The 19,135-nt window shown below is 72.2% G+C and carries 15 protein-coding genes; 11 read left to right on the forward strand and 4 right to left on the reverse strand.

Features of this window, described 5'->3' with window-relative positions:
- Window positions 1-44: 44 nt before the first annotated feature.
- The gene (locus ABZT47_RS15155) at window positions 45-2,342 is read right to left on the reverse strand and encodes a sialidase family protein (RefSeq protein WP_354841181.1); all 2,298 of its coding nucleotides are present in this window, start codon (window positions 2,340-2,342) and stop codon (window positions 45-47) included.
- Window positions 2,343-2,576: 234 nt separating this feature from the next.
- Window positions 2,577-3,704: a lytic polysaccharide monooxygenase gene (locus tag ABZT47_RS15160; RefSeq protein ID WP_354841184.1), complete on the reverse strand. Its 1,128-nt coding sequence runs from the start codon at window positions 3,702-3,704 to the stop codon at window positions 2,577-2,579.
- A 429-nt stretch (window positions 3,705-4,133) separates the two neighbouring features.
- On the opposite strand from ABZT47_RS15160, the gene ABZT47_RS15165 reads away from it, so the two are divergent.
- Both ABZT47_RS15165 and asnB read left to right on the forward strand, forming a co-directional pair.
- A complete protein-coding gene (locus ABZT47_RS15165; protein WP_354841187.1) occupies window positions 4,134-4,769 on the forward strand; it encodes a uridine kinase in 636 nt (211 codons plus the stop codon).
- A 257-nt stretch (window positions 4,770-5,026) separates the two neighbouring features.
- Window positions 5,027-6,883, forward strand: a complete 1,857-nt coding sequence (gene asnB / locus ABZT47_RS15170) for an asparagine synthase (glutamine-hydrolyzing) (protein WP_354841490.1) — start codon at window positions 5,027-5,029, stop codon at window positions 6,881-6,883.
- Between the two features lie 4 nt (window positions 6,884-6,887).
- Here asnB and ABZT47_RS15175 read toward each other — a convergent pair whose 3' ends face one another.
- Complete coding sequence (locus ABZT47_RS15175; RefSeq protein WP_354841190.1) at window positions 6,888-7,340, reverse strand: Fur family transcriptional regulator; 453 nt, start codon at window positions 7,338-7,340, stop codon at window positions 6,888-6,890.
- 287 nt (window positions 7,341-7,627) lie between these two features.
- Between ABZT47_RS15175 and ABZT47_RS15180 the strand changes: the two genes are divergently transcribed.
- A complete protein-coding gene (locus ABZT47_RS15180) occupies window positions 7,628-8,107 on the forward strand; it encodes a hypothetical protein (RefSeq protein WP_354841193.1) in 480 nt (159 codons plus the stop codon).
- A 196-nt stretch (window positions 8,108-8,303) separates the two neighbouring features.
- On the opposite strand, the gene ABZT47_RS15185 is transcribed toward ABZT47_RS15180, so the two are convergent.
- Window positions 8,304-8,882 carry a DUF6461 domain-containing protein gene (locus tag ABZT47_RS15185; RefSeq protein WP_354841196.1) on the reverse strand — a complete coding sequence of 193 codons (579 nt, stop codon included), beginning with the start codon at window positions 8,880-8,882 and terminating at the stop codon, window positions 8,304-8,306.
- A gap of 194 nt (window positions 8,883-9,076) precedes the next feature.
- On the opposite strand from ABZT47_RS15185, the gene lysS reads away from it, so the two are divergent.
- The 8 genes from lysS to ABZT47_RS15225 all read left to right on the forward strand — a co-directional run bounded on the left by lysS (window position 9,077) and on the right by ABZT47_RS15225 (window position 19,126).
- Window positions 9,077-10,795, forward strand: coding sequence for a lysine--tRNA ligase (gene lysS, locus ABZT47_RS15190; RefSeq protein ID WP_354841493.1), 1,719 nt, complete (start codon window positions 9,077-9,079; stop codon window positions 10,793-10,795).
- Window positions 10,796-11,146: 351 nt separating this feature from the next.
- A complete protein-coding gene (locus tag ABZT47_RS15195) occupies window positions 11,147-11,953 on the forward strand; it encodes an SAM-dependent methyltransferase (RefSeq protein ID WP_354841199.1) in 807 nt (268 codons plus the stop codon).
- 309 nt (window positions 11,954-12,262) lie between these two features.
- A complete protein-coding gene (locus ABZT47_RS15200) occupies window positions 12,263-14,047 on the forward strand; it encodes an ABC transporter substrate-binding protein (protein ID WP_354841202.1) in 1,785 nt (594 codons plus the stop codon).
- A gap of 3 nt (window positions 14,048-14,050) precedes the next feature.
- Window positions 14,051-15,088 carry an ABC transporter permease gene (locus tag ABZT47_RS15205; protein WP_354841205.1) on the forward strand — a complete coding sequence of 346 codons (1,038 nt, stop codon included), beginning with the start codon at window positions 14,051-14,053 and terminating at the stop codon, window positions 15,086-15,088.
- On the forward strand, window positions 15,085-15,993 hold the full coding sequence (locus tag ABZT47_RS15210; protein WP_354841207.1) for an ABC transporter permease: 909 nt from the start codon (window positions 15,085-15,087) through the stop codon (window positions 15,991-15,993). The genes ABZT47_RS15205 and ABZT47_RS15210 overlap by 4 nt, the downstream gene beginning before the upstream one ends.
- Before the next feature lie 3 nt (window positions 15,994-15,996).
- Entirely contained in the window at window positions 15,997-17,082 is a 1,086-nt protein-coding gene (locus ABZT47_RS15215) for an ABC transporter ATP-binding protein (protein WP_354841210.1), read from the forward strand.
- Entirely contained in the window at window positions 17,079-18,086 is a 1,008-nt protein-coding gene (locus tag ABZT47_RS15220; protein ID WP_354841213.1) for an ABC transporter ATP-binding protein, read from the forward strand. The genes ABZT47_RS15215 and ABZT47_RS15220 overlap by 4 nt, the downstream gene beginning before the upstream one ends.
- The gene (locus tag ABZT47_RS15225) at window positions 18,083-19,126 is read left to right on the forward strand and encodes a GNAT family N-acetyltransferase (RefSeq protein ID WP_354841216.1); all 1,044 of its coding nucleotides are present in this window, start codon (window positions 18,083-18,085) and stop codon (window positions 19,124-19,126) included. Before ABZT47_RS15220 ends, ABZT47_RS15225 begins: the two co-directional genes overlap by 4 nt.
- Window positions 19,127-19,135: the final 9 nt, after the last annotated feature.

The following is a 19,135-nucleotide window of genomic DNA, read 5'->3' on the forward strand; positions in this document are numbered from 1 at the left end:
AGGCCGGAGCGGTGTTCCCCGTACGGCGCGGCCGAGGCGCGCGCTCAGGCGGGAGGAGTGGCGGTGACGCGGGTCCACTCGACGCGGGCCGCCGCGGCGTTGCCGCCCGCCGTGCCGGTCACCCAGTGCGCCACCTGCGGGCTATCCCGGCTGTCCTGCACGACCCAGGTCGCCCCGGTGTCGGCGCCGTCGCGCCACAGCCGCGCCACCCCCGCGCTGTCCACCGTCACCCGCCACGTGGAGAGGGCCGCCGCAGTGGCCGAGGAGTAGACCTTCTCCCACACCGCCGACCCCTTGCGCATCGTCCACACCCCGCTCTTCTGGACGGCCAGCATCAGCCGGCGCTGCCCGTTGGCCACCTTGGCGCCCAGGCTGACGCCGTCGCCGGTGGCCGGGTTCAGGGCGCTGTCGTCCTCCACCCGCCCGCGGAACTCCAGGGTGAAGTCGCAGCCGCGGGTGACGTCCAGGCCGAGCGAGGCGCTGGAGGCCCGGCGGGAGGCGCTGCGGAGCAGCAGGGCCCCTCCGGACAGCAGGGCAGTGCCGCCCGCCCCGTCGAGCGTCCAGTCGCCGAAGGCGTCCCAGGTGCTGCCGGCGACGTCGTCGACCACCTCCAGCAGGTCCACCACGGCCTCGGCGGGGGCGGCGACCGTTCCCGAACACCACAGCGCCACCTGCGGCGCCTCGCCGGAGGCGGCGACGACCCACGAGGCCCCGGTCTCGGCGCCGTCGAGCATGAGCGTCGCGGCGCCGTGCGTGCCGACGGCCACCCGCCACACATGGGCGGTCGCCGTGTCGCCGGGCGCGGGGTGCACCCGGGTCCACCCGCCCCTGCCCTGGACGAAGGAGTACACGCCGTCCGGCTGGAGCGCCAGCATGAGCCGCATGGTGCCGGTGGCGACCTTCAGCGCCAGGCCGGCGCCCGCCCCGGTGCCCGGATCCAGCCGGGAGTGGGCGGCCACCCTGGCCCCGAGGGTGACGACGAACCCGCCGGACGGGCCGTTGCGCTGGGTGACCCCGGAGAAGCCGGGCGGGCTCCCCGGGGTGGCGTCGGTGAGGCGCAGCCGGCCCGAGGCGTCGACCTCCACCGTGCCGTCGCCGGCCGTCACCGTCCACGCCGACAGATCGCCCCACCCGCCGCCGACCCCGGTGAACGACCGGGAGAGGTCCAGTTCGGCGACCTTGATGGCGATCTGGTTGTGCTCCCAGACCACGAAGAACCGGCCGGGCGCGTACTCGTCGGCGCTCGCGTACACGTCCCAGCCGCGGGCCGCGCCCTCGGTCAGCCGCGCGCCGTCGGCGAACAGCCGGCCCGGGCCCCACGGCGCGCCCGGCCGCTTGACCTTGTAGCACAGGACCTCGCGGTACTGGTCGGGCTTGCTCGCGCCCGAGCCGGTGAACGGCCCGGCGAGGGTGTTGTAGATCGTCAGATACCGCCCGCCGGAGTCCTTGGCGAACAGGCCCTTGACGTAGTAGTTCGGCAGCGCCGGGTCCAGTCGCATGGCCGACCAGGTCAGGCCGCCGTCGGTGCTGGCCGCCGTCGCGGCGTGGGCGGCGTGGGTGCGGTAGTAGGCGTCGCGGGCGGCGGCGGAGGCGCCCCCGGTGAGGTCGAGGGTGCGGGCCACCAGCACCAGCGTGCCGGGGTCGGCCTGCGAGACGGCGAGCTGCGGTTCCTCGATCGACACGCCGGACGGGTTGGCGGCCAGGGCTCCGGGCGTCCAGGTGGACAGGTCGGACGAGCGGAGCACCCCCGCCTTGGTGGTGCCGCCGGAGGCCTGCCAGTAGGGGAGCAGCCAGACCCCTTCGTGCTTCAGCGGCTTGCCCGCGACGACCACGCCCCTGCTGTTGGCCGGGACGTTCACGGTGACCGGAAAGTCGGTCCAGGTGCGCCCGGCGTCGGTGCTGCGCCTGGCCACCATCGCCACCGGGAAGCCGTCCACCTCGCCCGCGCCGTCGCGGTCGGCGGAGACGGTGATCCGGCCGAGGAAGGCGTACAGCGTGCCGCCGTCGTTCAGGAAGATCACGTAGTGGTAGCGGTGCGTCGCGGTCGCCGCGGCCAGCGTGCGGGTCGTCCAGGTGGCTCCTGCGTCGGCGGAGGTGGCGCACATGATCGACCCCTGGTCGGTCGGCGCGGGGTCGCGGTCGTCGCGCGCCCCGGCACGCCAGCCCACCACCAGCCGGCGCGCGTCGAGCGCGGCGATGTCCGGCACGCGGTTGCCCTCGTGCGCCAGCTCTCCCCGCGCGTCCAGCTCGACCGTGCGGTAGACGGTCACGGGGGTGCCGACGGCGGCTCCGACGACGTCCGCCTGCGGCCAGGTGCGGACGCGGTCCGGGGTGGGGCTCATGGTCGAAGCGAACACGAGCGGGGCCCGCGCGCGCAGCCGATCCTCCGTCCCTTCACCCGGTGTTCATCCCGGGCGCCGCGGCGGCCCGGCGCCCGGTGACCCGCGTACGCCTCGCCGCCCGGACAGGGGAGCCTGTACGGCGAATGGGCGGCGCCGCGCCGCCGGCCTTCCGGCCGGTGCGCGCCGCCGCCCAGGGCAGTCGCCGTTACCCTCGATCGCCGCCGAGGTGTCCGGTCAGGTGCTGGTGCAGGTCAGCGTCGGGCTGCCCGGCGAGCCTTGCGCCACGTATCCGAAGGTCGTGGAGGCGTTGGCTCCGAGGCTGCCGTTGTAGTTGGCGTTCTTCACCGTGATGTTCGACCCGCTCACGGTGTAGGTGCCGCTCCACAGGCTGTTGATGGTCGTGCCGCTCTGCAGCGCCCAGTTGACCGTCCAGCTGTTGATCGCGCTGGAGCCGGAGTTGCGCACGGTCACCTCGGCCTGGTAGCCGCCGTTCCAGGTGCTGGTGGTGTGGAAGCTCGCGGCGCAGCCGCCGGGGCCGCTGCTCGGCGTCGGCGTCGGCGTCGGGGTGGGCTTCGGCGTGGGGGTCGGCGTCGGCGTCTGGTTGCCGGTCGGGGTGGGGGTCGGGGTCGGGGTCGGGTCGCCGCCGCCACCCTCGCCGACGCCGGTCACCTGGCCGTTGCCGCCGTCGAAGACGACGTCGGAGCAGTTGTAGAAGGTCTCCTGGCTGTCGGACCGCTGCCACACCGAGTAGATGATGTGCCGGCCGCTCTTGCCGGACGGGAGCGTCGCATTCCAGTAGTAGTAGGAGTCGGCGTTACCCGGGCTGCCGACGCTCGGCGGGTCCTGGGCGGTGTAGAACGGGGTGCTCTCCAGGTCGCTCCAGGCGAGCGCGCGGGTGGGGCTCCAGCTGTCCTTGGTGATGTAGGTGCGGAACGACCCGGGGTGCGCGGCCCACTTGTTGTACCGGAACTGGATGTTCGCCCCGGAGGTCAGGTGGGTCACCGGCCAGTCGTTGCGGGCCAGGTCGAAGCCGCTGAAGTTGTACACGACGGCGCCGCCGCTGCACAGCTTGCCGTCCGGGATGAAGCCGGAGGTGCGGCCGCCGCCGTCCGAGCGCAGCACGGCGAACCAGTTGTAGATCGAGTTGGTGCCGCTCTGGGCGATCGCGGCGGCGCAGGCGGGGTTGTGCGGGGTGACGGCGCCGGTGGTGCCGACGCTGTCCTTCCAGCAGAGGTAGGTTCGGCTGCCGGGGATCATCATCGCGCCGTGGGCCGATGCCGACCCGGGCAGCAACGCGACCAACATGAGGGTCGCGATCGCGGCGGCGGCGCCGGCGATCGAGATCTTACGTCGCTTTCTCATGAAACACCTTTCGAGGGGTTACGACGTAGGTCCTCGGCGCAGCCGGGACGTCCATCGCGGCAGCGCGTCCGGCACGCTCGAGCACGGCACGGACGCTATGCACGTCAAGGAGTCACCAAGGACCTGGTGAAGTAACCGGTCGTCGCCGTGGGGCGAACAGCCGTCGACTGCCGACCAGCATGCGAAAGCGCTTACGCGTCAAGAACTGTAGGTCGCGGGCGCCGAGCTGGGAAACGCCCGAAAGTATCGGCCGGACCCCTACCTGATGATCACCTGTCCTGTCGCAGGTGGCGGCCATGACCGCGTGGGCGGGCGGCGGGCGGCCCGATGAAACACGATGAAACTTTCGCCTACTTCCGCGCGCCGTCCGCGGACCGGCCCGGCCGTCGCGGGGTCAGGTCGCGGCCCGGCGTCGGCGAGGATGAGGGGATGGACGTACGCCCCATCTCACCCTCGGCTCTGGTGGAGGAGCTCGCCGACCGCATCGCCGGCGCCCCCAGGTCCTCCTGGGTGCGCGTGGCCCTGGACGGCGCCCCGGCGGCGCGGCCGGGTGAGCTGGCCGACGCGCTGGCCGGCCCGCTGCGCCTGCGCGGACGCGAGGTTCTGCGGGTCCCGGCCGGCGGCTTCCTGCGCCCGGCCTCGCTCCGCTACGAGTACGGCCGCACCGACCCCGACGCCTTCTACGACGGCTGGCTGGACTACGGGGCGCTGTCGCGCGAGGTGCTCGCCCCCCTGGACCCGGGCGGGCCGGGGAAGGTGTTGCCCAACCTGTGGGACGCCGCCACCGACCGCGCCACGCGCGCCCCGTACGTGACCCTGCCGCCGGGCGCGGTGGTGCTCATGGACGGCGCCCTGCTGCTCGGCCGCTGGCTGCCGTTCGAGTTCACCGTGCACCTGTGGCTGTCGCCCGGCGCGCTCGCCCGCCGCACCGCCGAGGAGTGGCGGTGGACCCTGCCCGCCTACGCCCGGTACGAGGAGGAGGTCGCGCCGCGCGAGACCGCCGATGTCGTGGTCCGCGTGGACGACCCCCGCCACCCGGCGATCATCGCCGCCCTCGGCGCCTGATCATCGGCCATCGGGTCGGCGGGATCGCACGAGAGGCGACATCGCTCCTGTGGCCGCGGACGCCATGGGGTGTGCGTCGGAGGAGCGTGTCCGCGCGCCACGGAGCGCGTCAGCGGTAGGGGGGCGGGGCACACCCACCTTACGAGGGCATATGTGCCGGCCAGCGGCCGTTGACCTGGGAGAAATGCCGTTCTCTGCTGGGGGCAGGCGGGCGGTGTTACCCGATTCTGCTTCCGGTGAGACGTGGGGGCGTCGAGATGTGTGGAATCTGCGGATGGGTGGACTTCGAGGGTGACCTTCGGGAGTCACGCGACACGCTCAGTGACATGACCGAGACGATGGCCTGCCGCGGGCCCGACGACGAAGGGATGTGGATCTCCGAGCACGGGGCCCTGGGGCACCGGCGGCTGGCGATCATCGACCTCGCGGGAGGCCGCCAGCCCATGGTCGCGGACGAGGACGGCGAGGTGCTCGCCGCGCTCACCTACAGCGGGGAGGTCTACAACTTCCAGGAGCTGCGCGCCGAGCTCGCCGCCCGGGGCCACCGGTTCCGCACGCGCAGCGACACCGAGGTGGTGCTGCGCGCCTACCTCGAATGGGGCGAGGACCTCGCCGAACGCCTGAACGGCATGTACGCCTTCGGCATCTGGGACGCCCGCCGCGAAGAGCTCGTCCTCGTGCGCGACCGCCTCGGCATCAAGCCGCTCTACTACTACCCGACGCCGACGGGCGTGCTGTTCGGCTCCGAACCCAAGGCGATCCTCGCCAACCCCGTGCTGTCGGACCGCGCGGTGGACGCCGACGGCCTTCGTGAGCTGCTGGTGTTCGTCAAGACCCCCGAGTGCGGCATCTTCCGGGGCATGCACGAGGTGCGCCCCGGCGGCATCGTCAGGGTCGGCAGGGAGGGGATCACCAAGCGCCGGTACTGGCAGCTCGAGTCCCACGAGCACCCCGACGACCTGCCCACCACCATCCGCACCGTCCGCGACCTGCTGGACGACATCATCCAGCGCCAGCTGATCTCGGACGTGCCGCTGTGCACCCTGCTGTCCGGCGGCCTGGACTCCAGCGCGGTCACCGCCCTGGCCGGGGAGGCCCTGCGACGGCACGGTGAGGGCAAGCTGCGGTCGTTCGCCGTGGACTTCACCGGCTACACCGAGCACTTCAGTCCCGACGCGATGCGCGACACCCCCGACGCCCCCTTCGTCCGTGATCTCGTCCGGCACCTGGAGCACCTGGGCGTCGAGCACAACGACATCGTGCTGGACTCGGCCGACCTGATGGACCCCGCGGTCCGCGCCGCGGTGCTGCGGGCGCGCGACCTGCCGACCGGGATCGGCGACATGGACACCTCGCTGTACCTGCTGTTCCGGGCCGTGCGGGCACACTCGACGGTCGCGCTGTCGGGGGAGTCGGCCGACGAGGTCTTCGGCGGGTACCGGTGGTTCCACGACCCCGCCGCCGTCAACGCCGGCACCTTCCCCTGGCTGGCCTCCGGCACCCGCCTGGTCGCCCTGGACCAGGTGCTGGCCCCCGACCTGCTGCGCCTGCTGGACGTCCCCGGGTACCGCGACGAGCGCTACCGGCAGGCCCTGGACGAGGTGCCGCGCCTGCCGGGCGAGACCGGCATGGAGGCCCGCATGCGCGAGGTGAGCTATCTGCACCTCACCCGGTTCGTGCAGATGCTCCTCGACCGCAAGGACCGCATGAGCATGGCCGTGGGACTGGAGGTGCGGGTGCCGTTCTGCGACCACCGGCTGGTGGAGTACGTGTTCAACGCGCCCTGGTCGATGAAGACCTTCGACGGGCGGGAGAAGAGCCTGCTGCGCGCCGCCGCCGCCGACGTGCTCCCCGAGTCGGTGCTGGCCCGCAGGAAGAGCCCCTACCCCTCCACGCAGGACCCCGCCTACGAGAAGGCGCTCAGGGACGAGACCGCCCGGCTGCTCGACAGCGCCGAGTTCCCGGCCGCGTCCATGATCGACGTCCCCAAGGTGCGGGAGATGATCGACCAGCCGCAGGAGACGGTCAGCCGCCACGACGTGCGCGCCGCGCTGGAGGGCCTGCTCCAGTTCAACGCCTGGCTGGACCGCTACCGGGTGCGGGTCGTCCTGTAGGCCGTCAGCTGTTCGCGGAGGCGCAGGGCGGGCACACGCCGAAGATCTCGACGGTGTGGTCGACGTCGACGAACCCGGCCTCGGCCGCGACGCGCTCGGCCCACCGCTCGACGTCCCTGCCCTCCACCTCGACGCTGCGCCCGCACGCACGGCAGGTGACGTGGTGGTGGTGCCCGCCGGTGGCGCAGCGGCGGTACAGCGTCTCGCCGCTCTCGTCGCGGATGGCGTCGACCGCCTCGTCCTGGCTGAGCACCTGCAGGTGGCGGTAGACCGTGGTCAGGCCGACGCGTTCTCCGCGGCGGCGCAGCTCGGCGTGGATCTCCTGGGCGCTGTGGAACCCCGACAGCGTGCCGAGCACGGCCATCAGCGCCTCGGCCTGCCGGGTGCCCCGGACGCGCGTGCCCCGGGACGGGGGCCGGTCGAGATGCGAGGACGGCTCGGCCGATCGCGACGTCATGCTGGACCCTCCCCGTCTCGGCGTCCCCCGCGCACGGCCGCCTTCCCGTCACCACGAAGACTAGCAACCGGCACGCCCGCCGCCCGCCTCATGCGCCACCCGCGTCCGCCGCCCGCCCATGCGGTGCACGGCTGGTGCGCCACTCGCGTCCGCCGCCCGCCTCATGCGGCGCCCGCGTTGGGCGCGCATAATTGCCTGGCCCGCTGATTGCCCGCCCGTGCGGCCGGCAGGCCCCGACACAGGGGGCCGTGGCCGGACGCCGGGCCCCGACGAAGGAGCCGACGAGCGTGTCCTGGCGTCACCTGCCCAAGCCCGCGCGTGCCGTCGCCGAGGCGGCCGAGGGGGCGGTGGAGGCCGCCCGCGCCCGCGACCTGCCGGCCTTCGAGCGCGCCGCCGCGGCGCAGGCCGCGCTGGACTCCGAGCACGTCGCCCTGGTGCTCGGCACCGTGACGCGGACGCTGCTGGAAGACCTGCACCCGGGCGGGCTCACCGCCGACGACGTGCGGGCGCTGGTCGGGCGCTGCGCGCGGGAGGCGGCGGGGTGGTTCCCCGCCGTGGACGCCGATGTCCTGGTGATGCTGGTGGCCGGCGCCCTGGGCGTCCACCAGCCGCAGGCGGAGGCGTTCCCGCTGGACGGGGAGGTCGTCGCGCGGCACGCCACGCTGCTGGTCACCGATCTGCTCGCGGTGTCCGGCCATCCGCTCGGCGCGTGCCTGGAGGCCGCGTTCGCAGACATCGCCCTGGTCCAGATCGCGGACACGCCATAGGCGGGGGGCTCAGTACGGCAGGGCCCAATACGGGCGGTTCCGTACGGCAGGCTGTACGGATGGGCTCCATACGGTATGGCTCAGTATGGGCGGTTTTCTACGGCAGGCAGTCCGGCCTCTACGTCCTGGACCGCGCCGACCCGGTCGGCCTGCCGTACGGCAGGGCTCGGTAGGGGCGGCCGAGGTTCGGGCGGGCTCAGTAGAGGTGCGCGGCCGAGCCGGCGAACGCGGGGTGGCGCAGGTGCTCGCGGGTGACCCGCACCCCGGTGGCGCGTTCGGCCAGGGCCATCACGGTGAGGATGGGGTCGTAGTCGTCATCGTCGAGCGCGGCGTCGGCCTCCTCATCCTTGGTGGGCATGCCCAGGTCGAGCATCTGGGGGAGCAGGCGGTCGGGGTCGTCGCCCCAGCGCTCGTCGGAGCCGTCGGGCTCGAAGCCGGTGACCAGACGGCCGTCGGCGGCGAAGACGAACTGCTGGTCGGCGTTGACGTTGAGGAACACCGCGGCCATGACCGTGCCGGGGGAGAGGCGGCGGACCACCTCGGCCAGCGTTCCGGCGAAGCCGTTGTACTCCAGCAGGGCGGTGCCGCCGATGGCGGGGCAGGCGGCGATCGGGAAGTCGGACATCTCTTCGAGATCCATCCCAGGGAGAGGGGTGACGCCGATGCGGCGTAACGCCTCCTCGGGGTCGACGTCCTTCACCAGGGTCAGGCAGAAGGGCCACCCCTCGTACTCCTCGTCGAACCAGGCATAGTCGGCCGCCGTCGCACCGCTCATCGGGGGGTCCTCTCCAGTGCCGTTCCAGGAACATGATCTTGCCAGCGGGCACCGACAGAATCGGGGTTCTCCACAGACTTGGACGGACTGGGACCGGGTTTTCCACAGACCCGGAGTGACTGGCACGGGGTGCCGCGTGCGTCCGGGACAATGGAGGCGTCAGGCTTTCACGGAAGGAAGTACCGATCGTGGCTATGAGCGCTGAGGCCGACTGGGTCTCACGGTTCGCGGACGAGGTCATCGCCGAGGCTGAGCGTCGCGCGCCCGGCAAAGCGATCGTCTGCGCGTCGGGCCTCAGCCCTTCGGGCCCCATCCACCTGGGCAACCTGCGCGAGGTCATGACGCCCCACCTGGTCGCCGACGAGATTCGCCGGCGCGGCCACGAGGCCGTCCACATCATCTCCTGGGACGACTACGACCGCTTCCGCAAGGTGCCCGCGGGCATCGACTCCTCCTGGTCGGAGCACATCGGCAAGCCGCTGACCTCGGTGCCCGCGCCGCCCGGCAGCGAGCACCCCAACTGGGCCGAGCACTTCAAGGCGCAGATGATCGCCGCGCTGGCCGAGCTCGGCGTGGAGTACCGCGGCATCAGCCAGACCGCGCAGTACACCTCGGGCGTCTACCGCGAGCAGATCCTGCTGGCGATGCGCGAGCGCGCCCGCATCGACGCGATCCTCGACCGCCACCGCACCAAGGGCAAGACCGCCAAGGCCCTCAAGCAGCAGGGCTCCCTGGACGAGGCCGACGCCGCGGCGGCGGAGGCCGCGGCCGAGGGCTCGGGCGCCGCCTCCGAGGACGACGGCTCGGCCGCGGGCGGCTACTTCCCCTACAAGCCCTACTGCTCGGTCTGCGAACGCGACACCACCACGGTCACCGCCTACGACGACGCCACCACCGAGCTGACCTACACCTGCGCGTGCGGCCACACCGAGACGGTGCTGCTGTCGGAGCACAACCAGGGCAAGCTGGTCTGGAAGGTCGACTGGCCGATGCGCTGGGCCTTCGAAGGGGTGATCTTCGAGCCGTCGGGCGTCGACCACCAGTCGCCCGGCTCGTCCTGGACGGTGGGCGCCCCCATCGTCAAGGAGGTCTTCGGCGCCGAGCGCCCGATCGGGCCGATGTACGCCTTCGTCGGCATCAGCGGCATGGCCAAGATGAGCAGCTCCAAGGGCGCCGTGCCCACCCCGTCGGACGCCCTGGAGATCATGGAGGCGCCGCTGCTGCGCTGGCTGTACGCGCGGCGCAAGCCGAACCAGTCGTTCAAGGTCGCCTTCGACCAGGAGATCCAGCGGCTCTACGACGAGTGGGACGCCCTCGAGCGCAAGATCGACGACGGCACGGCGCTGCCCGCCGACGTCGCCGCCTACACCCGGGCGGTCGGCACCGCCTCCGGCGCGCTGCCCGAGACCCCGCGCCCGCTGCCCTACCGCACGCTGGCCTCGATCGTCGACATCACCACCGGGCACGACGAGCAGACGCTGCGCATCCTGCGCGATCTCGACCCCGGCCACCCGATCACCTCGCTGGAGGAGGCCCGGCCGCGGCTCGACCGCGCGGCGCGGTGGGTCACCACGCAGGTCCCGGCCGAGCAGCGCACCCGCGTCCGCGACGAGCCGGACACCGCACTGCTGGCCTCGCTGAGCGAGCGCGACCGCGAGTCGCTGCGGCTGATGCTCGACGGCCTTTCCGAGCAGTGGTCGCTCGACGGGCTCACCACGCTGGTGTACGGCGTGCCGAAGGTTCAGGCAGGGCTGGCGCCGGACGCCAAGCCGACCCCCGAGCTGAAGGTCGCCCAGCGCGAGTTCTTCGCCCTGCTCTACACCCTGCTGGTCGGCCGGGACACCGGCCCGCGCCTGCCCACGCTGCTGCTCGCCGTGGGGGTCGACCGCGTCCGCAAGCTGCTGGGAGGCTGACCGCCGGCGCACCCGCCCCGCCCCCGCCGCCACGATCGGCGTCCGGCCGCTTGACCTCGTCACCACCGGTCGCCGCCGATCGGCGTCCCGGTTGCCCGTCCTGGTCGCCGGCAGTCGGCGTCCCGGTCGCCTGACCTTGTCACCCCCGGTGGCCACCGGTCGGCGTCCCGCTCGCCCGTCCTGGTCGCCGGCAGTCGGCGTCCCGGGCGTCTGACCTCGTCACCGCCGGTCGGTGTCCTGATCGCTGAGGGGCGCCTGTCCTGGTCGTCGGCGGCCGCCGTTCCGCCTGGGGACGGCGGGCCCGAGATCGCCTACCATCCTGAGCAGGACGAGTGAGCGGCAAGGAGCGGTGTGAGCGATATCAAGGCGCCAACGGGGGTCGATCCGTCGATCCCCAGCGTCGCGCGGATCTACGACTACTACCTGGGCGGCAAGGACAACTTCGCCTCCGACCGCGCGGCCGCCGAGAAGATCATCGAGCTTCTGCCCAACGTGCGCGACGTCGCCAGGGAGAACCGCGAGTTCCTGGTCCGCACGGTGACGCATCTCACCCGCCAGGGTGTGCGCCAGTTCCTCGACATCGGCGCGGGCCTGCCGACGCAGCGCAACGTGCACCAGGTCGCGCAGGAGCTCGCGCCCGAGTCGCGGGTGGTGTACGTCGACAACGACCCCATCGTGATGGCCCACGCCCGGGCGCTGCTCGCCGAGAACGACCGCGTGATCGCCGTCGGCGCCGACATGCGCGACACCAAGGCGCTCCTCGACCGCCTGGAGATCGTCGAGCATCTCGACTTCTCCCGGCCGGTGGCGATCCTGATGCTCGGCGTCCTGCACTTCATCCCGGACGACGACGAGGCCATGAAGATCGTCACGGTGCTGCGGTCGGCGCTCGTGCCGGGCGGTCATCTGGTCATCTCGCACGGTTCGGTGGGCGAGGTCGACGAGGACAAGGCCCGCGAGGGGCAGCGGGTGTTCAGCCGCACCGCCGCGCCCGGCGTCACCTCCAGGTCGCCCGAGCAGGTGCGGGCCTTCTTCGACGGCCTGGAGCTGGCCGAGCCCGGAGTGGTGCCGCTGCGCGAGTGGCGGCCGGAGCAGGAGCCGGTGCTCGCGCTTCCGGGGGAGGCAGGGGCGGTCGGCGGCGTGGGCCGCGTGCGCTGACCCCGGCAGGAAGCGACCCCGGCAGGAAGCGACCCCGGCGGGAAGCGGCACAGGCACAGGGACGCCATGGAGCGCGCGGCGACGTAGAGAGTGTCACAGGGGACGTACAGAGGGACACAGGGACGTAGGGAGGGCCCCGGCGTGACGCCGGGGCCCTCTCGCATGTCATGGGGTGCCCCTGCGGAAGTATCCGCAGGTAGAAGGGGGGTTAAAAAGAAACTTCATGCTAACCTGCATGGAGGAAAAAAATCGACCACCCTGCCCTCGAGCCCGTATGGTCCTGGCAATCGGGCCCCTGGAGACCACTACATGAAGCGACTCGCAGCGATCGCCGCCGTCGCGGCCCTCGCCGCCGTCACCGCCTGCGGCACTACGGAGACGGCCGGCACGGCCGGGGCGGGCGGTGTCTACACCACGATCGACGGTGCCAAGCAGATCGACGCCACCGCGCCGATCAATCCCTTCAACCCGCAGGGAAGCACGTTCGTCGGGTACGACGCCATGTCGCTGGCCTGGCCGAAGAACAGCCTGACCGATCCCAACCAGTTCTATCCGGGCATCGCCCGCAGCTGGACCGCCACGCCCGACCAGGGCGAGGTCGTGGTTCACCTGCAGCCGCAGGCCCGCTGGTCGGACGGTAAGCCCGTCACCAGCGAGGACATCCGCACCTCGATCGGCCTGGCCTACACCCAGGGCGGCAGCGCCTACACCGTCAACGCCGGCGCGGCGGGCGCGGCGGCCGACATCACGATCGTCGACGCCAAGACCGTCAAGGTCACCCAGGGGGCCAACCGCAGCAACGTGTTCCTGCGCAACGTCCTTTCCACGGTGGTCGTCCCCGCGCACGTCTACGGCAAGCTGCTCCCCGCCGACTTCTGGACGACCCTCCAGGCCGCCAGGGGTACCGGCCCGGCCGCCGACAAGGCCAAGGCCGCGATCACCGGGCTGTCGCAGAAAGTCATCACCTTCGCCCCGCCCGAGGACGTCTCCGCCGGGCCGTTCGTCCTGGAAAGGGTCAACCCCGGCGCGGCGCTGCTGAAGAAGAACCCGTACTTCTACGACGCGGCCCGCATCGCGCCCGACAAGGTCAAGGTGCTCAACTACACCGGCAACGAGCAGATCTGGAACTACCTGGTCACCGGCACGCTGGACAGCGCGCCGTTCACCGCCGTGCCCGCCGCGGTCATGCGCAAGATCAAGCAGACCCCGGGCAATGCGATCCGCAAGGGTTACTCTCCGGTGGCGGCGTCGATGGCGTTCAACCAGGCGCGCAAGCCCTACGACAACGTGCACGTGCGCCGCGCGCTCGCCTACCTCGTCGACCGCGCCCAGGTCACCAAGATCGCCTCACCGGAGGCGGGGACGCCGTCGCTCACCACCACCGGCATCCACGGCGACTCGGCCAAGGCGTGGCTCGGCGACCGGCTCGCCGCGCTGGACCCCTACAAGGTTGACCCGGCCAAGGCGGACGCCGAGCTCAAGGCCGCCGGCATGGTCAAGAAGGGCGGCGTGTGGGCGATGCCGGACGGCAGCCCGTGGAAGGTGGAGGTTCACGTGCCCGCGTCGTTCTCCGACTGGGTCGCCGCGGCGAAGTCGATCACCAGTCAGCTCAACGACCACGGCATCGAGGCGAGCGTCACCACTTCGGCGGACTACATCCTCTACCTCGACGAGCTGGCCTCGGGCAAGTTCGACATCGGCTTCTGGCTGATGGCGCTCGGGCCCTCGCCGTACAACATCTACCAGCGCCTGTACGGCTCGGCCAACGGCTGGTCGCTGCTCGCCGGGCGGCTGACGCACTCTCCGCCGGGCAAGGACGGAAACTGGATGGGGGGCCCCGAGACGATCGGCGGGGTGAACCCCGGCGAGCTCACCAACCGGCTCAATTTGGCCGCCCCGGACGAACAGAAGCGCATCGTCGCCACGCTGGCCACGCTGACCAACCAGCAGCTGCCGGTGATCCAGATCTACGACTACGTCAACACCCAGTTCATCAACACCGACCGCTACACCGGCTGGCCGCCGGCCGGGAGCGAGGCGCTGCGCCTGCCCGCGGGAGTGTGGATGCAACTCGGGATGATCAAGAAGAAGTAGCCTATGACGACTCTCACGACCCGGCGGACTCCCCGGGTGAACGCAGTGACACGACGGCTCACCGGGCACGTCGTCCGCGGCCTCGTCATGATCTGGGTGGTCACCACCATCAGCTTCGTGATCATCCGCAACATCCCCGGCAACCCGGTGCTCGGCCAGTACGAGACGCTGATCGAGAAGGGCATGTCGCCCGACCAGGCCGAGCGGGCCACCGCCGCCCTGTACGGGTTCCTGCCCACGGGCAGCCTCTGGGAGCAGTACACCGGATACATGAAGGCGCTGCTGCACCTGGACCTCGGCCAGTCGATCAGCACGCCCGGCACCGAGGTGACGACCCTGCTCACCTCGGCCGCCAAGTGGACCATCCTGCCGGTGCTCGGCGGCACGCTGCTGAGCTTCCTGCTCGGCGTCACGCTCGGGGTGTACGCGGGCATCAAGCGGTCGGGCAAGCTCGGCGACCTGCTGTCGATCTCGGGCTCGCTGCTGCACGGCGTGCCGCAGTACGTCATCGGCCTGCTCATGCTGGCGATCTTCACGACGCTGTGGCCGATCCTGCCGGCGGGCGGCCCGGTCGACGTCGAGTTCGTCCCCGGGCTCAACGCCGGCTACCTGGCCTCGCTGGTCCAGCACGCCACGCTGCCGGTGCTGACCTACGCCCTGGCCAGCTACGGCGGCTGGGTGCTGGCGATGAAGTCCAGCGTGGCGACCGTGCTCGGCGACGACTTCATCCTCGCCGCCGAACTGCGAGGCCTCACCCGGGGTGTGCTGTTCCGCTACATCGCCCGCAACGCGATTCTGCCGTTGTTCACGATCCTCGCGCTGTCGCTCGGCATGCTGTTCGGCGGCGCCATCTTCATCGAGCGGATCTTCAACTATCCGGGGCTCGGGCTGCTGCTGGTCAACAGCATCGGCGCCCGCGACTACGCGCTCATGGGAGGAACGTTCCTGGTGACCACGGTGGCCATCATCGTCGCCAACATCGCGGCCGACCTGCTGTACACCGTGATCGACCCGCGGGTGCGGACGGGAGGCGCGGCATGAGCGTAACGGTTCCCCAGACGGCGCTCGGCGACACCCGGGCGGCCCTGCGGCGCAACTTCTGGCGGGGCGTCGCGCGCGTGCTGCGCCGCAAGCCGAGCCGCCTGGCCGGCGTGGTGATCGTCGCCATGTTCCTGCTCATGGCGGCGTTCGGGCCGATGCTGTACCCGGCGCACCTGCCGCGCGACGACAACGCCCTCTACGCCCCGCCGAGCTTCGCCCACCCGTTCGGCACCGACTTCGAGGGCACCGACGTGCTCGCGCTGGTGGTCACCGGCGCCCGGTACGTCATCCTCACCGGCCTGGCCACGGCGGTCATCACCGTCGCGGCGGGCACGGTGCTCGGCCTGCTCGCCGGGTTCCACCGGGGACGGTGGGACACCGTGCTCATGCGGATCACCGACCTGCAGCTCACCATCCCCGGCCTGCCGCTGCTGCTGGTGCTGTCGACGGTCTGGAAGTTCCAGGGGCCGCTGGAGATGGGCCTGGTGCTCGGCCTGCTGGGCTGGGGCGGCATCGCCCGCGCCGTGCGCTCGCAGACGCTGTCCCTGCGCGAACGGGGGTTCATCGAGGCGGCCCGGGGGCTCGGGCTGTCCACCGCCCACATCGTCGGGCGCGAGCTGCTGCCCAGCATGGCGCCCTACATCGCGATGAACATGCTCATCGCCGTCACCGGCGCCATCTACGCCCAGGTCGGCCTGTTCTTCCTCGGCGTGCTGCCCTTCGACTCCAACAACTGGGGTGTGATGCTCAACCTGGCCGTCTTCGGCGGCGGGGCGCTGACCAGCACCGCCGCGCTGCCGTACCTGCTGGCGCCGCTGCTGGCGATCCTGCTGCTCACGCTCGGCATCGTGCTCATCGTCGACGCGATGGACGAGATCTTCAACCCGCGCTTGCGTGAGGAGTAACCGGTGACCACCATCTCCCACGGGGTCGGGGAGTCTCCCCGCCCCGAGTCATCCGCCGTCCCCGGCCTGGTCGTGGGCACCGCCGCGGCGACGGCGCCCGGGGTGCGGGTCCGCGACCTCACGGTGGTCTACCGGACGCCGCTCGGGGAGCTGCCCGCCATCGGCGGCGTCAGCCTCACGATCGAGCCGGGCACCATCACCGGCATCGTGGGGGAGTCCGGCTCCGGCAAGTCCACGCTGGCGCTCTCGCTGCTCAACGCCGTCCAGCCGCCCGGCCGCATCGCCGGCGGCAGCGTGGAGATCGACGGGCTCGGCGACGTCGTGGACCTGGCGGGCGACCGGCTGCGCCGGGCGCGCGGCCGGCACCTCGGGTACGTGTTCCAGGCCGCCCAGAACTCCCTGAACCCGCTCAAGACGATCGGCAAGCAGCTGCTGGACCTCGGCCGTTCGCACGACGTGGACGACCTTCCCGCCCTCGTGCGGGACGCCAAGAGCCTGCTGGAGCGGATGGGCCTGGACGGCGCCCGCGTGCTGGACTCCCACCAGCACGAGCTGTCCGGCGGCATGCGCCAGCGGGTGGGCATCATGCTCGCGCTGGTGCTCAACGCCCGGCTGGTCATCCTCGACGAGCCCACCACCGCGCTCGACATGATCACCCAGGCGACCATCCTGCGCATCGTCCGCGAGATCCACCAGGAGCGCGGGCTGACCACGCTGATGGTCACCCACGACATGGGCGTGGCCGCCGAGGTCACCGACCGGCTCGCCGTCATGTACGGCGGGCGGGTGGTGGAGCACGGCCCGACCATGGAGGTGCTCGGCTCGCCCCGCCACCCCTACACCCGCGGGCTGATCCAGGCGATCCCCCGCCTGTCGGGCGACATCACCCAGTCGCGCGCGCTGCCCGGACGCCCGCCCACGCTCGGCACCGTGCCCAAGCGGGGATGCGTCTTCCAGGAGCGCTGCCCGCTCCGCATGGAGGTCTGCGAGACCGTGGAACCGCCGTCCGTCATCGAGAACGGCAGGACCGTCGCCTGTCACGCCGCCGAGGCGGCCAGGCCCGCCGAACGCCGCAAGGAGCATGCGTGATCACCGGGACCGGCATCACCAGGACCTACAAACAGCGCGGCGACGTCCTCGGCGCTCGCGAGGTCAAGGCGCTGCGCGGCATCGACTTCACCGTCCCCAAGGGCGGCGCGGTGTCGTTCATCGGCGAGTCCGGATGCGGCAAGACCACTCTCGGCCGCATCGTCGCCGGGCTGGAGACCTACGACTCCGGCGAGATCGTCATCGACGGCACGCCGATGACGCCGCTCAGCCCGCGCCGCCGCCGGCCGTACTTCCGGCGCATCCAGCTCATCCACCAGGACCCCTACTCCGCGCTCAACCCGACCCGCACGATCCACCAGACCCTGCGGGCGCCGCTCGCGCTGCGCGCCTCGCAGACCGGCCGCCCCTCGTCCTGGATCGACGCCCGCGCGGAGGAACTGCTCGCGCTGGTGGGCATCGACCCGGGCTACGTGCTCGGCCGCTACCCCCACCAGCTCTCGGGCGGCATGCGCCAGCGCGTCGTCATCGCCCGCGCGCTCACCGTGGACCCCGAGATGCTGGTCGCCGACGAGTCGGTCTCCATGATCGACGTGTCGATGCGGCTGAGCATCCTCGCCCTGCTCAAGGACCTGCGCGAGCGGCTCGGGGTGAGCCTGCTGTTCATCACCCACGACATCGCCACCGCCCGGTACATCGGCGGCCAGGGGGAGCTGTACGTGCTCTACCGGGGGCAGGTGGTGGAGCGCGGGCTCACCGAGACCGTCATCACCGGGCCCGTCCACCCCTACACCCAGGCGCTGCTGTCGGCGATCCCCGTGCTGCACGGGCTGGAGCGGCCCGGGCACGAGCGCGTCGTGCCGACCGAGGCGCTGAACGAGCGCCACGCCGACGAGGGGTGCCTGTTCGCTCCCCGGTGCCCGTTCCGCACCGAGCGGTGTGAGAAGGAACGGCCGATCCTGGCCGGCTGCGTGGAGAGCACGCACGAGCACGCCTGCTTCCACCCGCAGCGCCGCGAGGTCATCCCCGTGGAGGCCGTGGCGTGAGCGGCGTCCCCGAGAGCCCCGGCCCCCAGAACGGCCCCCAGAACGGCCCCCCGAACAGTTCCGAGAACGGCTCTGTGCCCGGCTCCCCGGTCGCGGGTCTCGCGGGCGGCTTCGAGGGCGCCGAGCTCGCGAACGGCCTGCACGGGGCCGGGCCCGCGCACGGGCCCGCGGGCGTCCGTCCTGTGCTGCCGACCGAGCTGGCGATCGTCGGGGAGGTGGCCCGCGAGGCGCTCGTCTTCGACGCCGAGGACGCGTCGCTGATCGTGTCCCGGCTGGCCGCGCCGCCCGAGGGCCGCGAGTGGACGGCGCTCACCCTGCCGTGCCTGGACGGGGTCGTGTTCGTCTCGTTGTCGACCACCGAGGGGGTCGGGCACGTGGACCTGCTGGCCGTGCGGCCCGCGGCGCGGGGACGCGGGCTCGGCAGGACTCTGCTGCGCGCCGCCGAGGAGTGGCTGCGCGAGCGCGGCGTGCGGGAGGTCCGGCTGGCCGGCAACCCGCCCTGCTACGCCTGGCCGGGCATCGACGTGCGCTACACCCCGGCGGTCTGCCTGGCCGAGAGCCTGGGCTATGAGCGTCACCGCACCGCCTGGAACATGACCGCCGACCTGGCGCCGTTCGCGCCCGGCGCCACACAGGACCAGGAGGCCGGGCGGCTCGCGGCGGCCGGGGTCGCGGTGCGCACGGCCGCTCCGGGGGAGCGGGGCGAGGTGGCCGCGTTCGTCCGGCGGCACTGGAACGACGCCTGGGCCTGGGAGGTCGAGCAGGCGACCGGCTGCCACTACGCCGTCCGCGACGGCGAGATCCTCGGCTTCGCCGCCTGGGGCGCCCGGCCCGGGTGGTTCGGCCCGATGGGCACCGACGAAGCGGCCCGCGGGCTCGGCGTCGGCCGCGTCCTGCTGCGGCGCTGCCTGGCAGAACAGGCCGCCGCCGGCCTGCGCACCACACAGATCGGCTGGGTGGGCCCGGTCCGCTTCTACGCCAGGGCCGTCGGCGCGCGCGTGGAGCGGGTGTTCTGGCTCTACCACCGCCACCTCGACTGAACCCGCCGC

The sequence above is a fragment of the Sphaerisporangium sp. NPDC005289 genome (assembly GCF_040607455.1).
GTDB classification, from domain to species: domain Bacteria; phylum Actinomycetota; class Actinomycetes; order Streptosporangiales; family Streptosporangiaceae; genus Sphaerisporangium; species Sphaerisporangium rhizosphaerae.

What these genes read in the sequence shown, in the direction of transcription:
- ABZT47_RS15155 (WP_354841181.1), bottom strand. Translation starts at nt 2,342, where the DNA reads ATGAGCCCCACCCCGGACCGCGTCCGCACCTGGCCGCAGGCGGACGTC.
- ABZT47_RS15185 (WP_354841196.1), bottom strand. Translation starts at nt 8,882, where the DNA reads ATGAGCGGTGCGACGGCGGCCGACTATGCCTGGTTCGACGAGGAGTAC.
- ABZT47_RS15160 (WP_354841184.1), bottom strand. Translation starts at nt 3,704, where the DNA reads ATGAGAAAGCGACGTAAGATCTCGATCGCCGGCGCCGCCGCCGCGATC.
- asnB (WP_354841490.1), top strand. Translation starts at nt 5,027, where the DNA reads ATGTGTGGAATCTGCGGATGGGTGGACTTCGAGGGTGACCTTCGGGAG.
- ABZT47_RS15205 (WP_354841205.1), top strand. Translation starts at nt 14,051, where the DNA reads ATGACGACTCTCACGACCCGGCGGACTCCCCGGGTGAACGCAGTGACA.
- ABZT47_RS15200 (WP_354841202.1), top strand. Translation starts at nt 12,263, where the DNA reads ATGAAGCGACTCGCAGCGATCGCCGCCGTCGCGGCCCTCGCCGCCGTC.
- lysS (WP_354841493.1), top strand. Translation starts at nt 9,077, where the DNA reads ATGAGCGCTGAGGCCGACTGGGTCTCACGGTTCGCGGACGAGGTCATC.
- ABZT47_RS15210 (WP_354841207.1), top strand. Translation starts at nt 15,085, where the DNA reads ATGAGCGTAACGGTTCCCCAGACGGCGCTCGGCGACACCCGGGCGGCC.
- ABZT47_RS15175 (WP_354841190.1), bottom strand. Translation starts at nt 7,340, where the DNA reads ATGACGTCGCGATCGGCCGAGCCGTCCTCGCATCTCGACCGGCCCCCG.
- ABZT47_RS15165 (WP_354841187.1), top strand. Translation starts at nt 4,134, where the DNA reads ATGGACGTACGCCCCATCTCACCCTCGGCTCTGGTGGAGGAGCTCGCC.